Origin of the sequence: Kribbella sp. CA-294648 (genome assembly GCF_050943845.1) — a bacterium.
GTDB lineage: Bacteria > Actinomycetota > Actinomycetes > Propionibacteriales > Kribbellaceae > Kribbella.
Genome location: NZ_CP191981.1, coordinates 4516347 through 4530934 on the forward strand (window position 1 = coordinate 4516347; position 14588 = coordinate 4530934).

Genomic DNA, 14588 nt, shown 5'->3' on the forward strand with positions numbered 1-14588 from the left:
TGACCGCCGAAATGCGGTGGGGCCGGCCGTGGGTGTTAGGGTCGCTGGAGTTGCTCGGGTCCGCCTTGGCCTGAGTCTGATGGATTGTTCCGCCCGGTGTCGGGGGTGGCGGCTAGGGCGCGTGTCCCGTCCGGCCGCAGTCCTGGATGTCCCCTGGCGGGCCACGGGTCGCACCTTCCGTAGTACAGGCGCCGGCGACCCCGGGTGGCTCGCCCCGCCGGGTGGCGACGAAGGACACTCGTGCCTCCAGCCACCACTGGCTACCGTTCCGTACTGCGCACTCCTGGTGCCGCCGCCTTCTTCCTGACCGCTGCCGTCGGCCGTGTCGGCATCGCCATGACAGGCCTCGGCCTGGTCTGGCTGCTGCACGCCCGCACCGGCTCCTACACCACAGCAGGCCTCGCTGCTGCTGGCTTCGCCCTCGCCGAAGCTCTCATCGGCCCACAGTCGGCCCGCCTGATCGACCGCTTCGGACAGACCCGGGTACTACCGTTCTGCCTCCTCGCCCACGGCGCAGCCGTCGTCGGCGTCCTGGCGTCCACCACTCAGGTCACAGCGATCGTCGCCGCCACCTGTGCCGGCGCGGCCGTCCCTCAACTCGGCGCCCTTTCCGCCGCCCGCTGGGCTCACCTACTGCGCGGCGAACGCGCCGATGAACTCCCCAGCGCCTTCTCACTCGAATCCCTGGCCAACGCCACCGCCTTCCTCCTCGGCCCTGTCCTGGTCACCGCCCTGGGCGCCGGCGGCAACACCACCCTGGCCAGCGCCATCGCCGCAACCCTGATCCTCGGCGGAGGAGCAGCACTCGCCGCCCAACACCGCACGGCGCCAAGGCCTGAGGGCGGCAGTGCCCGCGGCCAACGGTCATCGCTGCTCCAACCGACGTTCCTCCTCCTGGCCCTGCTCAACGTCGCCATCGGCCTGTACTTCGGAACGATGGGCGTCTCCGTATCAGCCTTCGCAATCAGCCACGGCATGCCAGGGGCAGCAGCACCGATCATCGCCGCCGCCAGCCTCAGCGGCCTGATCTCCGGCTGGTACTACGGACTGCGGCGCCGCGGCACTCCGGCGCAGCGGCAACTCGTCATCGCCACCGCCTCCTTGACCGGCGCCAGCGTCCTACTCCCCCTTGCGCCCTCCGCACTCTGGCTGGGTGTGGCCGTCGTCGCCGCGGAAGCCGCAGTACCGCCGATCCTTGTCCTGCTGAACGTGCTGACCGAGAAGACGATTCGCCCGTCGGTCCTCACCCAAGCCTTCACCTGGAACAACTCGGCCAGCGCGGCCGGTTCGGCTCTGGCAGCTTCGCTGGCGGGTCATGCCGCCGACACCTGGGGTGCCTCCGCATCTCTGGCGCAGGCACCTCTCGCCGGTCTGCTCCTTCTCGCGCTCTCCGTCCTTCTCTATCGGGCGGTGGCGCATCAGGGGGATGCTGAGTTGTAGCTCGCACGTTTGGTGAAAGCGACAGATCCGAGGGCGATTGTGGTGCGGCGCGACGATGACCAAGCTGGTTGCGCTGCGCCACGATCGTCGAATCCCAGCGACGGAGGTCTTTTGGTGGACACCATTCTGCGCGGCGGCCGGGTGATCGACCCCGGCACCGGTACCGACGCGATCCTGGACGTCGGCATCAGTCGCGGGCGGGTCAGCGCGTTGTCCGAGTCCATCGCCGATGCAGGCGAGGCGGCGGTCATCGACGTACGCGGGCTGGTTGTCGGACCTGGGTTCGTCGATCTGCACAGTCACGTGCATTCGATCGCCGGTCAGCGACTGCAGGCACTGGACGGCGTGACCACCGCGCTCGATCTCGAAGCCGGGGTGATGCCGCTGCAACGCGCGTACGACGAGGCAGCCAAGGCCGGCCGGCCACTCAACTATGGGTTCTCGGCATCGTGGGCGTTCGCGCGCGGACAAGTCTTGGCCGGAGTCGAGCCCGACGCGGACATGACGACCCAACTGGCGTTGCTGGGCGACCCGCGCTGGCAGCGGTCGTCGACGCCACGGGAGCTCGCTCGGTGGCTCGAGTTGCTGGATGACGAGTTGGCGGCCGGCGCGCTCGGCATCGGCGTACTGATGGGCTATGCACCGCGTTCGGACCCGGCTGAGTTCCTGGCCGTCGCGCACCTCGCGGCCAAGGCGGGAGCTCCGGCGTTCACGCATGTGCGCGAGATCGCAGAGGCCGACCCGACCACGCCGATCGACGGATCGACCGAACTCATCCGCGCGGCCACGGAGACCGGCGCCGCGATGCATCACTGTCATGTCAACAGCACTTCGCGGCGGCACCTCGACCAAGTGCTTGCGAGGCTGGACAACGCGCGCTCGCTCGGCGCTCCGCTGACCGTCGAGGCTTATCCCTACGGTGCCGGCAGTACAGGTGTCGGTGCGTCTTTCCTTGCGCCGGACCGGATCGCCGTGATGGGGCTGGCGCCGTCCGACATCGTGATGGTGAACTCCGGCGAACGCGTCGCCGATCTCGGCAGGCTGCGAGAGCTCCGGTCGGCAGATCCCGGCGCGTTGTGCATCGTGCACTTCCTGGACGAGGACGACACCGCCGATCGCGACCTGCTCCAGCGTGGTCTGATCTTCCCCGACTCCATTGTCGCCAGCGACGCGATGCCGTTGTCGTGGCCCGACGGCTCCACCGACACCCGCGCATGGCCGCTCCCACCTGGCGCCACGACCCATCCCCGCACTGCCGGCACCTTCGCAAAATCGTTGCGCCAACTGGTTCGCGAGACCGGTCTGTGGAGCTGGCTGGAGGCCTTCCGACGCTGCTCCTACCTGCCGGCCCGGGTCCTCGACGACATCGCCCCCGACGCCCGCCGCAAGGGTCACCTCGGCATCGGGGCCGACGCCGACATCGTCGTACTCGACCCCGAAGCAGTCACCGACAACGCGACGTACGCCGACTCCACCCGCCCGTCATCCGGCGTCCGCGAACTCCTGGTCGCCGGCATTTCCGTAGTACGCAACGGAGCCCTGGAACCCGATGCCTACCCAGGCCAACCCCTCCGAGGCCAACCCGGTTAATCGGTTGCTTACCGGCGGTGGGATGGATGCAATGTCCGGGATGGTCATTCAGCTCGGTGTTCTGGCTCCGCTCACGAAACCGGGGTGGGACGAGGCGGGACGGCATTTGCTTGCCGGGATGGAGCTTGCGGTTCGTGACGTGAACGCAGCGGGCGGGATCCAGCTCGAGCTGGTGGTCCGCGATACGGCGGCTGAAACGGAGAAGGCTGTAGCGGCTGTCGACGAGCTGGCCGGCCTGGGCGTAGCTGCTCTGGTTGGCGAGTATCACAGCGTTGTCGCTCGGGCCGCGGCGACCAGAGCCGACGCGCTCGGCGTACCGTTCCTGTGCTCGTCGGCAGTGCTCGACGAGCTCACCGAACAGCCAACGGATTGGGTCGCTCGCCTTTGCCCGCCGCAGTCGCGAGGCTGGCAGCTCTACGCCGACTACCTGCTCAAGGCAGGCCACACCCGCATTGCCGTAGTAGTTGCCCCGAGCATCTACTGGACAGCCGGGATCCGCATCCTGCGGAACGACCTCGCCCCACGTGGCGGCGCGATCATCGAGCTCGACACGCTCACCCCGTCGGTCGTGTGCGACGAGCTCGCCGGCAATGGCGCGACAGCCCTCCTCCTGTTGACCGGCCACCCGGAGCCGGCGGTTCCCACTGTTCAAGCTGTACGCCGCGACGACCGTCTCGCCGGGATCCTCATCGGTGCCCCGGCCGGTCAACCCGAGTTCGCCGAATGGGGCGCGTTGCTCGGCGACGAGGGCACCGCGATCCCGTTCCTGCGCTACCTGCCCGAGCAGCTCACACCCCTTGGCACACGGGTGAAAGCATCTCTGAGCGAGGCACCTTCCTTTGTGGCGTTCGAGGGCTACGACGCAATCACAGTCCTGGCCTCCGTACTACGAACGCACGGTCCAGACCGAACCCGTATCGCCGAGTCCTGGCAACACGTCGACGTCGAGGGAACCCGCGGCCGGATCCACTTCACCCGCACCCCGGAAATCCCTGTCTGGCAATGGCCTTCGCCACCGATCCAGATCGCCGACCGCTCCCCCACGGATCCGTCCCAGTTCCGGACCCTTCACACCAACTGACCTACGCGACGTCGGGGCGGGTCATCAGCGGCGACTGCAGATGAAGCTCCAACCGCGGACCCGTCAGCGGCACCATGTTCCACCTCGCCACCGCAGTACCGGCGTCGGCGTCGACCACCAGCCGAACCCGATGCGGGCTGGTGATGACGTAGAGCTCGGCGACGAACGTGTTGCCCTGCCAGCCGCCGTCCGCGACGACTGGGCGACCGAGCGGAGAACTCTCCCGCCATTCGCCGTGTCCAACCTCAACGGTGAAGAGAGTTCCGCATCGCACGAGCCATCCGCCATCCACCGGATCGACGACCACGGTGATTCCGTCGGGCAGCGCCGAGTCCGCCGCGGAGGCGTCGAGGGTTGCCTTGACCGAACGCCCCGGCTCGGCTGTACCTCGTACCGGCGCGAGTGACAGCTGCTGCAGCCGTTCGGCGAGCATCTCGTCCTCCTGGGCGCTTCCCGCTTGGTCGACGCCAGGCAGCAGGCACTCCCAGATGGCGCCGGGCAGTGCCGTTCCCTGGTCGACGGCGGACGTCACCACCACGACGAGATCGTGGGACGGGACAACCACGCAGTGCTGTCCGAAAGCGCCGTTGCCGTGGTAGCCGTGCCGCCCGATCCAGAACTGGTAGCCGTACCCACAGAGAAAGTCGGGATTGGCTTCCCAATCGGCCGCCGCGTCCTCGGGTGGCAGGGTCTCGATGTGCCGCGTGGTCGCGAGCTCCACCCATTCGCGCGGTACCAGCTGCTGGTCACCCCAGCGGCCCTTGCGGAGTAGGAGTTCACCGAAGGCCGCGACGGCCTCGGTCCTGAGGTGCAGTCCATGGAAGCCGAACGCGGCACCGCTCGCCACCCGGTCCCATTCCGCGTGGTCGATGCCCATCGGCTTGAACAGCCGCTCGTCGAGATACTCCGGAAGCCCACGGCCGGTGACCCGCTCGACGATCCGGGCCAGCACGAAGGTGGTCGCGTTGTCGTAGGCGTGCCGGGTCCCCTCAGGATAGGGAAACGGTACGCGCAGAAAGCCCTTCACCAGATCGCCCGGCTCCAGCTCCCAGGCCTCGGTGAGGCTGTCATCGCGATGCCCGGTCGTCATGGCCAGCAGGTGATGCACGGTCAGCCGGCGGCCCTGCTCCGGCATGTCGGCGGGGACGTGATCAGGCAGCAGGTCCACCACCAGCTCGTCCAGCGAGAGCACCCCGTCGCCGACCGCGATGCCGGCAGCGATTGAGGTGAACGACTTGGTCAGCGAGTAGAGAAGGTGCGGGCGCTCGGCCGAGTACGGCGCCCACCAACCCTCGGCCACGACATGCCCATGCCGCACCACCATGATCGAGTGACACTCCACGGACAACTCGTCGAGCCGATCCAGCAACGCGACGACCGCCCGGGACGACACCCCCGAAGCGTTTGGCGCCGACCGCGGCAACACCCCACCCTGACCAGACATGCAGGCACCGTAGCCCTCCGCCCGCAACCGAGTCACAGGAGTTTTCGCGCGACCGCGACTTGTCGGAAGGGTTTGTTACCGTGACGGCGATGCTGCTGCCTGCCCGGGAGGACGGCTTGTGAGCAAGGTGACTGTGGTCAATTTCCAGTCGCTCGACGGCGTGATCCAATCCGTACTCTCGGCGGACGAGGACCGCGACGGCGGCTTCGAGCACGGCGGCTGGGTGCTGCCCTACACCGACGAGATCGTGGCCGAGTTCATGGGCCGGCACACCACGAGTGCCGGTGCGCTACTACTCGGCCGCCGGACTTACGAGGCTTTCGCCAGCGTCTGGCCGTACGCCGACCAGGAGGACCCAGCCGTCGCGGCGATGAACCAGATGCCGAAGTACGTCGCATCTCGCACGCTCACCGAAGGCAGTTGGGCGAACACCACCATTCTCGGCGCCGACGTGTCGGCCGAGGTCGCCCGGCTCAAGGAGAAGCCTGGGGTGATCTGGTGGTGTTCGGTAGCAGCGTCTTGCTGACCACCCTGCTCGAGCACGGCCTCGTCGACGCGCTTCATCTGCTGACCTTCCCACTGGTGCTCGGCACCGGCAAGAAGATGTTCACCGACCTTCCGGCGCCGATCATGCTCACCCTGACCGACACCGCGGTCGCACCTTCCGGCGTGATCATCCACAGTTACAGCACCTCCGCTGCCCGCTGACCTACCAATCCTCAGCCGGGAATCGTAGGTGAGTTTCTAAATAGAAATGACAACGGTTATCGTTTACTGTTGTGTCAGTGAACTTGTTGCCAGCCCGCCCTGGTCTCGTCCTCAGCGGGCTGGCTGTCGCTCTCCTCGTCATCATCGTGGTCAGCGCCGGCGTCGGTCCAGTGGCCGTTCCGGTCGGTACGACGGCCCGGATTCTCTGGGCTCATCTCGTCCCTGGTGAGCACATCGCGAGCTGGAGTCTCGCCCAGGATCAGATCGTCTGGCAGTTCCGGCTGCCCCGAACGTTGCTCGCGGCCCTTGTCGGCGCCGCCCTGGCCGTCGCCGGCACCGTGCTCCAGGCGGTGATCAGGAATCCGCTGGCCGACCCCTTCGTGCTGGGCGCTTCGTCAGGTGCTTCACTCGGTGCGGTCGCTGCGCTCGCCGGAGGCGCCGTAGTACCAGGCCTTCTTGTCTCGGGCGCGGCATTCTCCGGCGCTGCGATCGCGGCGCTGCTCGTCTTCGTCCTCGCGCAGAGCGGCGGTCGGGTGGAGTCCCTCCGGTTGGTCCTGGCCGGCGTCGCGCTGTCGTACTTGTTCAGCGCCGCGACCAGTTGGATCACCGTGACAGCCGAGCACGGCAAGCTTCCTGGACTGGTCTTCTTCCTCCTCGGCAGCGTGTCGACGGCGACGTGGGAGATGCTCGTGATCCCGGCGGTCGTCGTACTGGCGTGTGTCATCCATGCGAGGGTCCGGGTCGGGCCGCTGAACGCGGTGATGACCGGTGACGAGACCGCGACCTCGCTGGGTGTCGACGTCTCGCGGTTCCGGATCGAGATGCTCATCGCCACCTCGCTGCTGACCGGCGCGGTCGTCGCAGTCAGCGGCGGAATCGGGTTCGTGGGCATGGTCGTCCCGCACGTGTGCAGGCTGGTGGTCGGCGCCGATCATCGACGGCTGATCCCGGTGGCGACACTGGCCGGCGCGATCTTCCTCGTCCTGGTGGACATCGTGGCCCGGACCGCGGCCGCGCCACAGGAGCTGCCGATCGGCATCGTCACCGCCGCGATCGGCGCACCGTTCTTCCTTTGGTTGCTCCGCCGCCGGCCGGTCGGAGGTGTCCGATGAAGGTGGAGGCACGCGATGTCGTCGTCAGTCTGTCCGGCCGGCCAGTACTGACCGGCGTCGATCTCGAGGTGCGCTCGGGCGAGGTACTCGGACTGCTGGGCCCGAACGGCTCCGGCAAGTCGACCCTGCTTCGTACCATCTACCGGGCCATCCGTCCGGACGGCGGCGCGGTCGAGGTGGGCGGTCTCGACGTGTGGAGCTCGACAACCCGCGAGGTCGCCCGGCGGTGCGCAGTACTGACTCAGGATCACGCGACCGAGGTCGAGTTGAGTGTGCTCGACCTGGTCCTGCTCGGCCGGATCCCCCACCGCACCCTCCTGCGGCGCAGCGATCGGGACGACGAGGCGCTTGCTCGCGAATGCCTCGACCGGGTCGACGCGGCGCATCTCGAGAACCGGATGCTGCCGACCCTGTCCGGCGGGGAACGCCAGCGGGTCCTGCTCGCACGGGCGCTGGCCCAGCAGCCCAAGGTGCTACTGCTCGACGAACCCACCAACCATCTCGACATCGCGCACCAATTGGAGTTGCTCAGCCTGGTACGCCGCCTGGGCGTCACGGCCGTGATCGCGCTGCACGACCTCACCCTCGCGGCGGCGTACTGCGATCGTCTCGCACTGCTCGATCAGGGCCGGCTGGTCGCAGCCGGACCGCCCGAAGAAGTCCTCACCCCCGACCGTGTGCGCGACGTCTACGGCGTCGCCTGCGACGTACTCGTCCATCCCCGGACCGGCCGGCTGCTGCTGGCACTGGACCTGGCCGCCTCCCCCGCAAAGGAATCCACCGCATGACTATCCGCCCGTTCGCAACAACTCTGGCGCTCACCGCCCTGACCGTTCTGACCGCCTGCGGCAGTGTCTCGACCAGCGCGCAAACGCCTGCAGCCGGCGACGCGAGCGCCCAGTCGCAGTACCCGATGACCATCACGAACTGTGGCACGCAGTACACGATCGCGAAGGAGCCGCAGCGGATCGTCAGCCTGTATCCGGGCCAGACCGAGATCCTCCTGCGGCTCGGCCTGAAGGACCGGATCGTCGCGCAGGCGCAGGAAGGCAGGTCGAAGCCGGATCCGGAGCTGGCGAAGGACTTCACGTCGATCCACTCGCTCGGGGCGAAAACCCCACCCAGCAAGGAGATTCTGGTCGCGCAGCAGCCGGACTTCGTCTACAGCGGCTCGGAGTACGAGTTCAACACGGAGCAGGGTTTTGCCGGCAAGGACGAACTGGTGAAGGCCGGAGCGACGCCGTACGTCGCGACCGCCGGCTGCCGGGAGCGGCGTTCGGCCGGTACGGTCGAGGACGCGTTCACCGACCTGCGCACGCTCGGCAAGGTGCTGGGCCGCACGACTGAGGCGGCTGAGCTGGAGAAGAAGGCTCGTGCTGACCTGGCCGCGGTGACCGGGCGGATCGCGGGACGGCCGCCGGTGAAGACCGCTCAGGTGTTCTACGAAGCCGGCAAGCTCTACGCCATCGGCGCCGCGATCGAGGTGGACATGCTGCGGCTCGGCGGCGGCCAGAACGTTTTCGCCGCCACCGAACAGCGCTTCGCCGACTTCTACGCCGCCGAGGTGAACGCCGAGGTGGTGCTCGAGCGTAATCCGGAGGCCTTCGTGTTCGCCGTACAGGACGACGCGCACCAGCGGCAGACCGTCGACTACCTGAACCGGACCTTCGCCAGTACGCCGGCTGTCCGCGACGGCAAGCTGGTCGGCGTCCGCAACACCACGTTCGCGCCCGGCACGCTCGCGTCGATCGAGGGTGTCGCAGCGATCGCCGACGGCCTGCACCCCAAGGGCTGACCAGATGACGCAGACCGCTGACGTCCCGCCGTCACTCCTGCGGGACAGGGCCTTCATGCTCTTCCTCCTGGCCCGCACGGTCGCGGTCGCGGGGTCGGCGATCACGTCGGTCGCCATGCCATTGCTGGTCTTCCAGGTGACGTCATCTGCCTTGGTGACGTCCCTGGTCACGGCGGTCCAGGTCGTTCCGTACCTGCTGTTCGGGCTGATCGCCGGTGCGATGGCTGACCGGCTCCCGCGTCGATCGCTCATGATCGGTTGCCAGGCGGTGTCGGCCGCTGCGCTGCTCAGTGTCCCGGTCGCCTCCTGGCTCGGCGAACTCACCGCACCGCATGCAGTGGCAGTATCGGCCGTCGTCGCTACGAGTTTCGTCTGGTTCGACGCCGGGTCTTTCGGCGCTCTGCCGGCCCTGGTCGGCCGCGATCGGGTGGTTCCGGCGAACAGCATGGTCTGGATCGTGACGACCCTGGTGGGCCTCGGTGGACCGGTGGTCGGCGGCGTCCTGGTCGCAACCGTCGGTGCCGCCCAGGCGCTGTCGTTCGACGCCGCCTCGTACGTCGTCGCCGGCGCGTTGCTGGCCTTGATCGGCCGGTCCTTCGATGCCCGAGAGCCTCGCACTGACCCTCAGGGCAGTCTCCGCAGCGGCATCCGGGAAGGCCTGGAATTCGTGTGGCGGCAGCCGGTGGTCCGCTCGCTGACCCTGCTGGGCGTCGGCAACTCGATCACCGGTGGGGCGGTCACCGCCTTGCTGGTGGTCTTCGCAGTCCGCGACCTCGGGCTGTCCGAGGAGGGCAGCGGCATCGGCTTCCTGGTCGCGGTCGTTGCCGCGGGCGCCTTCCTCGCCGCCCTTGCGCTGCCCAGAGTGGCCGCTCGGGTGCCGGTCGGCTGGATCACCCTGGCCACTCTGACGGCCAACCCGATCGCCTTGCTCCTGACGGCTGCCGCCCCGACGTTGCTGTGGGCAACTGCTCCGTTACTCCTGTGGAGCTTCACCAACGTGCTGACGATCATCAACGGCATCACCGCCCGCCAACTCGTCACACCACTCGACCTCCAGGCACGCGTCAACACCACCGCCCGCATGGTCGCCTGGGGCGGCACCCCGCTAGGAGCCCTACTCGGCGGAGTACTAGCCGAGACAATCGGCACCAGATCCGCCTACGCGGTGATGTCATCCGCAGTACTACTCAGCGCCCTCCTAGCCTGGCGTTCCCCCCTCCGCCACCGCACTTTCGGTACGACCGAGGCCCAACCGTCCTGACGTTCCTGTCGCCGGGCTTAATGCTCGTGGACGTGGTCGCCGTGCTGGTAGTGCCGATGGCTGTCATGCAGGTGGTCGACGTGGTCCTCGTGCTGGACGGTCTCGCAACCGTCACCGTCGGTGTGTGGGTCACCATGGCCGGAGTGCACCTTGGTTTCCGCGTGCCGCTCCCCGTCGTGCACGTGGTCCACGTGATCACCGTGCAGCACTGTCGGGCAACCGTCATCTGGCAGATGCTCGTGATCGAGATCCTCGACATGTGTGGTCACTAGCTACTCCTTAGAGACGATGTCGCTTGACTCTCACCTTCCTCTCGCCCCCTCGAAGTCAGCAAGAGCCGCCATGTCTCCATCGCGTGAAGTTGGCGTTGACATCGTTGTCGAGGGCAACCGTGCAGGGTCTCCACGGTTGCCCTCGGCTCCGTGTCAGCTGAGGCAGGACTTGACCGCCGCGGCGAGGCTCGACGCCCGCGGTTCGCCGACCCGGAACGACCAGCGGTTCATCACGTAGCCGAAGCCGACGCCCGCGTCGGGGTCCGCCCAGCCGATCGATCCGCCGGAGCCCGGGTGGCCGAACGAGTTCGGGCCCAGCATCGGCTGCGGCGGGCAGGACTTCCAGAAGCCGAGCGACATGTAGAAGGACCGGTCGGCCGGCAGGTCGAACCCCGGCGGCAGCCCGTGCATTCGCGTCTTGTCCGTCTGTACTTCGATCGCCCGCTCGACCGTGACCGGCTCGAGCAGCCGGATCCCGTCGACGTCGCTCACCGTAGCGGCGTACATCCGGGCCACCGAGCGTGCGTCGGCGGTCATGTTCGCGGCCGGGACCTCAGCCGCACGCCAGGCGCGCTTGGTGAAGTAGTCGGAGGTCGGGTCGAAAGCGCCACCGAGCGTTCCGGCCTTCGCCTGGACGGAGTCCTCGCCCCAGACCGAGGTCATCCAGGTGTTCACCGTCTCTGCGTCCAGCCCGGTGGTCTCGAGAATGCCTTGGGTCATCTCCTCCAGGGTGAACGGAGCGGCGTACTCGATCGTCGCCACCTTGTCTTCCTGCTCCTCGGGCAATCCGATCCAGGCCCGCAGACCGAGCGGACCGGCCACCTCGTCGGCGAAGAACGAGCCGAGCGACTTGCCCGAGATCCGGCGGACGACCTCACCGACCAGGTACCCGTACGTCATCGAGTGGTAGACGTGCTCCGTGCCTGGCTGCCACAACGGCTTCTGTGCCTCGAGCGCCCGGATCACCGGATCCCAGGCATAGGCCTCCTCGAGGGTCAGCGGTCCGTCGACGACCGGCAGGCCGGCCTGGTGCGACAGCAGCCAGCGGACCGGGATCTGATCCTTGCCTCCAGCACCGAACTCCGGCCAGTACTTGACCACCGGCGCGTCCAGATCGAGCTCACCGCGCTGCGCCAGCAGATGCGCGCAGATCGCCGTGGCGCCCTTCGTCGTGGAAGCGACCTGGGCGATGGTGTCCTGCTGCCACGGCCGCTGGGCCGCGGTGTCGGCGAAGCCGCCCCACAGATCGACGACCGGCCGGCCGCCTTCGTAGACGCAACACGACGCGCCCGCCTCACCGGGGTTTCCCTCGAAGTTGGCCCAGAACGCGTCCGCGACCTTTCCCCATCCGTCCTCAACCTGTCCGTGTACGGTCACACCGTTTGTCGTAGTCATGAGGATCACGATGACGACCCGCGCTGACACCACCCAGTCACCGCCCTGACACGGCCACCACCGCCTCCGGTACGCCGGTCAACGCGCAATTGGTCCGCTCTGCGCCCTGCCGATTGGTTCTTCAGGGCGGACCGATCCTGGTCGAGGATTGAGTCACCCAACCCCGGCACAGCAGGAGAACACGATGACCAGCACCGCCCTTCCGGACACCGCCCCGCAGACCGCCGCAGGCAAGGTCCTCTGGCACTTCACGATGTCGCTCGACGGCTTCATCGCCGGCCCGAACCACGCCATGGACTGGATGGGCGGGATCGTCAACCTCCGCCCGGACATCACCCAGGAATACACCAGCACCACCGGCGCCATCCTCGGCGGCCGGGACGGCTTCGAGGCCTTCCCCGACGCCGACTCGACGTACGACGGCAGCTGGCAGGCGCCGGTCTTCATCCTCACCCACCACCCCGAGGACGCCCCGGCCACACCCAACACCGTCTTCCTCAACTGTGGTGTCGCCGAAGCGGTCCGGATCGGTCTCGAAGCCGCCGGGGGCAAGAACCTCGAGATCCTGTCCGCCTCCATCGGCCGCCAGGCACTCGAACTCGGCCTGATCGATGACATCGACCTGCACATCGCCCCCGTCCTGCTCGGCGACGGCATCCGCCTGTTCGACAATCCCGGCGGCTCGCCTGTCGCTCTCGAACTTGTCAACGGCAACCACCCCAGGGCCGAGATCAACGTCCGCTACCGCCCGATCCGGACCGGCTCGAGTTCCTGAGCTCAGTCAGTGGGCCAGCCGGCGTACCAGGAAGATCCGCTCACGGCCGTTCCACAGTTGCGTCACGCCGTCGATGAGCTCGTAGCCGTGCAGTCGGTAGAAGGCGATCGCGGGTTCATTGGTGGCCAGTGTGCGGACAACGACCGCGGTCGTCGACGGGGGAAGGCCATGGTGCATCCGGTCCAGGAGTGCGGAGGCCACTCCTTGTCGCCGGATGGATTGATCAACTCCCAACTCGGCCAAGTACTCCGTGGTCGCCGGGTCCACTTGGAGTTGCGGGATCAGGTCGTCCAGCTTTCCGTACGCGGTGATGGGCAGACTGACGCAGTACCCGACCGGATGCTCGTTGGTGGTTGCGACCAAGGCGAGGCGTGAGGTCGCCAGCAGCGCCGGGAACCAGTTGGTGGCCGGCCGGATCTCGCCGGGCCGGTACGAGTACGGCGGCTGCTGCTGGATGCGCTCGACCAGGGCAAGCAACGCAGTACCGGCTGGGTCCTGGCCGAAGTCTTGGCGGTCGAGGGCTCGGACCGAGACACCGGACCGGTCGCCAGGGCCGCGGTACGCGTCGTGGGAGTGATCGTGGTCGAGTTCGCCCAGATCCCAGTCCGGGAGGGGGTCTTCGAACTTCGCCCAGCCGGCTGCTCCGAGGGCGAGCTCCTCGTCGGTCAGCAAGGCAGGGTCGAGTCGCCGGCGCGGCTCGTCCAGATCGAGGTCGACCCCGATGAACACGAGCTCCTGACCGGGCGCTTCGTCCGGGGTGAGCAACTTCTGCCCCGGCTCGATGCTGAGGTTCGGCCCTGCCTGCGACCAGACCGCCAGCACGTCCGGGCGGCTGGCGATCCAGCAGAAACCCTTGCTGCGCAGTACTCCTTCCCAGTCCGCGAGGGCCTTCATGAGACGGGCCGGATGGAACGGCCGCGGCGATCGGTAGGTGACCGACCGAATGCCGTACTCCTCGGTCTCGGGCGTGTGGCCGCCTTCCAGCTCGGCGAGCCAGCCGGGTGACTGTGCGGCCATCACCGGGTTGTAACGATGCGTGTCGAGCACCTCGCCGATCGGGATTTCGCCGTACCGGCCGTAGATCAGGCGGGCCGTGGGGTTGAACCTGCGCAGTACGCCCTCGAGCCGGCCGAGTTCGTCGGACGAGACCAGGTCGGCCTTGCTGATGACGAGTACGTCGGCGAACTCGACCTGATCGACGAGCAGGTCCGAGATGCTGCGCTCGTCCTCCTCGGCCGTGGCCAGCCCTCGCTCGGCCAGTCGATCGCCGACGGCCAGTTCGCGGAGGAACCCGCTGGCGTCGACGACGGTCACCATCGTGTCTAGCCGGGCCCGGTCGGACAGGCTGGTGCCGTCCTCGAACTCCCACTCGAAGGTCGCGGCCACCGGCATGGGCTCCGAGATCCCGGTCGACTCGATCAGTATCGAGTCGAACCGCCCATCGGCGGCCAGCTCGGCAACGCTGGCGAGCAGATCCTCGCGCAGGGTGCAGCAGATGCAGCCGTTGGTCAGCTCGACCAGCCGTTCCTCGGTCCGGTCCAGCCGCCCCTGCCCGGCGATCAGCGCGGCATCGATGTTCACCTCGCTCATGTCGTTGACGATCACCGCGACCCGCCGGTTCTCCCGGTTGGCGAGCACGTGGTTCAGCAGCGTGGTCTTGCCCGCCCCCAAGAACCCGGACAGCACCGTCACCGGTACCGGCTCAACCACCATCG

14 protein-coding genes are annotated in these 14588 nt (G+C 67.9%); 11 read left to right on the top strand and 3 right to left on the bottom strand.

Translation table 11 applies throughout. The features are described 5' to 3' along the window. The first annotated feature begins 240 nt into the window (after positions 1-240). The 3 genes from ACQPYM_RS21415 to ACQPYM_RS21425 all read left to right on the top strand — a co-directional run bounded on the left by ACQPYM_RS21415 (position 241) and on the right by ACQPYM_RS21425 (position 4111). Positions 241-1440 (top strand): MFS transporter, encoded by a 1200-nt coding sequence (locus ACQPYM_RS21415; protein WP_433002427.1) that lies wholly within the window; start codon positions 241-243, stop codon positions 1438-1440. A gap of 114 nt (positions 1441-1554) precedes the next feature. Further along, complete coding sequence (locus ACQPYM_RS21420; RefSeq protein WP_433002430.1) at positions 1555-3030, top strand: amidohydrolase family protein; 1476 nt, start codon at positions 1555-1557, stop codon at positions 3028-3030. A gap of 40 nt (positions 3031-3070) precedes the next feature. Then, positions 3071-4111, top strand: coding sequence for an ABC transporter substrate-binding protein (locus tag ACQPYM_RS21425; RefSeq protein WP_433002433.1), 1041 nt, complete (start codon positions 3071-3073; stop codon positions 4109-4111). 1 nt (position 4112) lies between these two features. On the opposite strand, the gene ACQPYM_RS21430 is transcribed toward ACQPYM_RS21425, so the two are convergent. Next, positions 4113-5555 carry a serine hydrolase domain-containing protein gene (locus ACQPYM_RS21430; protein WP_433002436.1) on the bottom strand — a complete coding sequence of 481 codons (1443 nt, stop codon included), beginning with the start codon at positions 5553-5555 and terminating at the stop codon, positions 4113-4115. Between the two features lie 118 nt (positions 5556-5673). On the opposite strand from ACQPYM_RS21430, the gene ACQPYM_RS21435 reads away from it, so the two are divergent. The 7 genes from ACQPYM_RS21435 to ACQPYM_RS21465 all read left to right on the top strand — a co-directional run bounded on the left by ACQPYM_RS21435 (position 5674) and on the right by ACQPYM_RS21465 (position 10703). Next, the gene (locus ACQPYM_RS21435) at positions 5674-6081 is read left to right on the top strand and encodes a dihydrofolate reductase family protein (protein WP_433002439.1); all 408 of its coding nucleotides are present in this window, start codon (positions 5674-5676) and stop codon (positions 6079-6081) included. Beyond that, positions 6054-6263, top strand: a complete 210-nt coding sequence (locus ACQPYM_RS21440; protein ID WP_433002442.1) for a dihydrofolate reductase family protein — start codon at positions 6054-6056, stop codon at positions 6261-6263. The genes ACQPYM_RS21435 and ACQPYM_RS21440 overlap by 28 nt, the downstream gene beginning before the upstream one ends. Before the next feature lie 77 nt (positions 6264-6340). Then, on the top strand, positions 6341-7375 hold the full coding sequence (locus tag ACQPYM_RS21445) for a FecCD family ABC transporter permease (RefSeq protein WP_433002445.1): 1035 nt from the start codon (positions 6341-6343) through the stop codon (positions 7373-7375). Then, on the top strand, positions 7372-8163 hold the full coding sequence (locus ACQPYM_RS21450) for an ABC transporter ATP-binding protein (protein ID WP_433002448.1): 792 nt from the start codon (positions 7372-7374) through the stop codon (positions 8161-8163). The genes ACQPYM_RS21445 and ACQPYM_RS21450 overlap by 4 nt, the downstream gene beginning before the upstream one ends. Then, complete coding sequence (locus ACQPYM_RS21455; RefSeq protein WP_433002451.1) at positions 8160-9170, top strand: ABC transporter substrate-binding protein; 1011 nt, start codon at positions 8160-8162, stop codon at positions 9168-9170. Before ACQPYM_RS21450 ends, ACQPYM_RS21455 begins: the two co-directional genes overlap by 4 nt. A 4-nt stretch (positions 9171-9174) precedes the next feature. Next, entirely contained in the window at positions 9175-10431 is a 1257-nt protein-coding gene (locus ACQPYM_RS21460) for an MFS transporter (RefSeq protein WP_433002454.1), read from the top strand. Between the two features lie 56 nt (positions 10432-10487). After that, a complete protein-coding gene (locus ACQPYM_RS21465) occupies positions 10488-10703 on the top strand; it encodes a hypothetical protein (RefSeq protein ID WP_433002457.1) in 216 nt (71 codons plus the stop codon). A 153-nt stretch (positions 10704-10856) separates the two neighbouring features. Here the strand turns inward: ACQPYM_RS21465 and ACQPYM_RS21470 are convergent, their stop codons facing one another. Beyond that, positions 10857-12098, bottom strand: coding sequence for a serine hydrolase domain-containing protein (locus tag ACQPYM_RS21470; protein ID WP_433002460.1), 1242 nt, complete (start codon positions 12096-12098; stop codon positions 10857-10859). Positions 12099-12282: 184 nt separating this feature from the next. Here ACQPYM_RS21470 and ACQPYM_RS21475 point away from each other — a divergent pair, with 184 nt between their 5' ends. Beyond that, positions 12283-12873 (top strand): dihydrofolate reductase family protein, encoded by a 591-nt coding sequence (locus tag ACQPYM_RS21475; RefSeq protein ID WP_433002463.1) that lies wholly within the window; start codon positions 12283-12285, stop codon positions 12871-12873. Positions 12874-12879: 6 nt separating this feature from the next. Here the strand turns inward: ACQPYM_RS21475 and ACQPYM_RS21480 are convergent, their stop codons facing one another. After that, positions 12880-14586 carry a GNAT family N-acetyltransferase gene (locus ACQPYM_RS21480; protein ID WP_433002466.1) on the bottom strand — a complete coding sequence of 569 codons (1707 nt, stop codon included), beginning with the start codon at positions 14584-14586 and terminating at the stop codon, positions 12880-12882. Positions 14587-14588 lie beyond the last annotated feature (2 nt).

Bases quoted from the DNA above. Each gene is read 5' to 3' on its own strand.
- ACQPYM_RS21450 (WP_433002448.1), top strand. From the start codon at position 7,372: ATGAAGGTGGAGGCACGCGATGTCGTCGTCAGTCTGTCCGGCCGGCCA.
- ACQPYM_RS21430 (WP_433002436.1), bottom strand. From the start codon at position 5,555: ATGTCTGGTCAGGGTGGGGTGTTGCCGCGGTCGGCGCCAAACGCTTCG.
- ACQPYM_RS21470 (WP_433002460.1), bottom strand. From the start codon at position 12,098: ATGACTACGACAAACGGTGTGACCGTACACGGACAGGTTGAGGACGGA.
- ACQPYM_RS21465 (WP_433002457.1), top strand. From the start codon at position 10,488: ATGGCTGTCATGCAGGTGGTCGACGTGGTCCTCGTGCTGGACGGTCTC.
- ACQPYM_RS21475 (WP_433002463.1), top strand. From the start codon at position 12,283: ATGACCAGCACCGCCCTTCCGGACACCGCCCCGCAGACCGCCGCAGGC.
- ACQPYM_RS21460 (WP_433002454.1), top strand. From the start codon at position 9,175: ATGACGCAGACCGCTGACGTCCCGCCGTCACTCCTGCGGGACAGGGCC.
- ACQPYM_RS21480 (WP_433002466.1), bottom strand. From the start codon at position 14,586: ATGGTGGTTGAGCCGGTACCGGTGACGGTGCTGTCCGGGTTCTTGGGG.
- ACQPYM_RS21425 (WP_433002433.1), top strand. From the start codon at position 3,071: ATGGTCATTCAGCTCGGTGTTCTGGCTCCGCTCACGAAACCGGGGTGG.
- ACQPYM_RS21455 (WP_433002451.1), top strand. From the start codon at position 8,160: ATGACTATCCGCCCGTTCGCAACAACTCTGGCGCTCACCGCCCTGACC.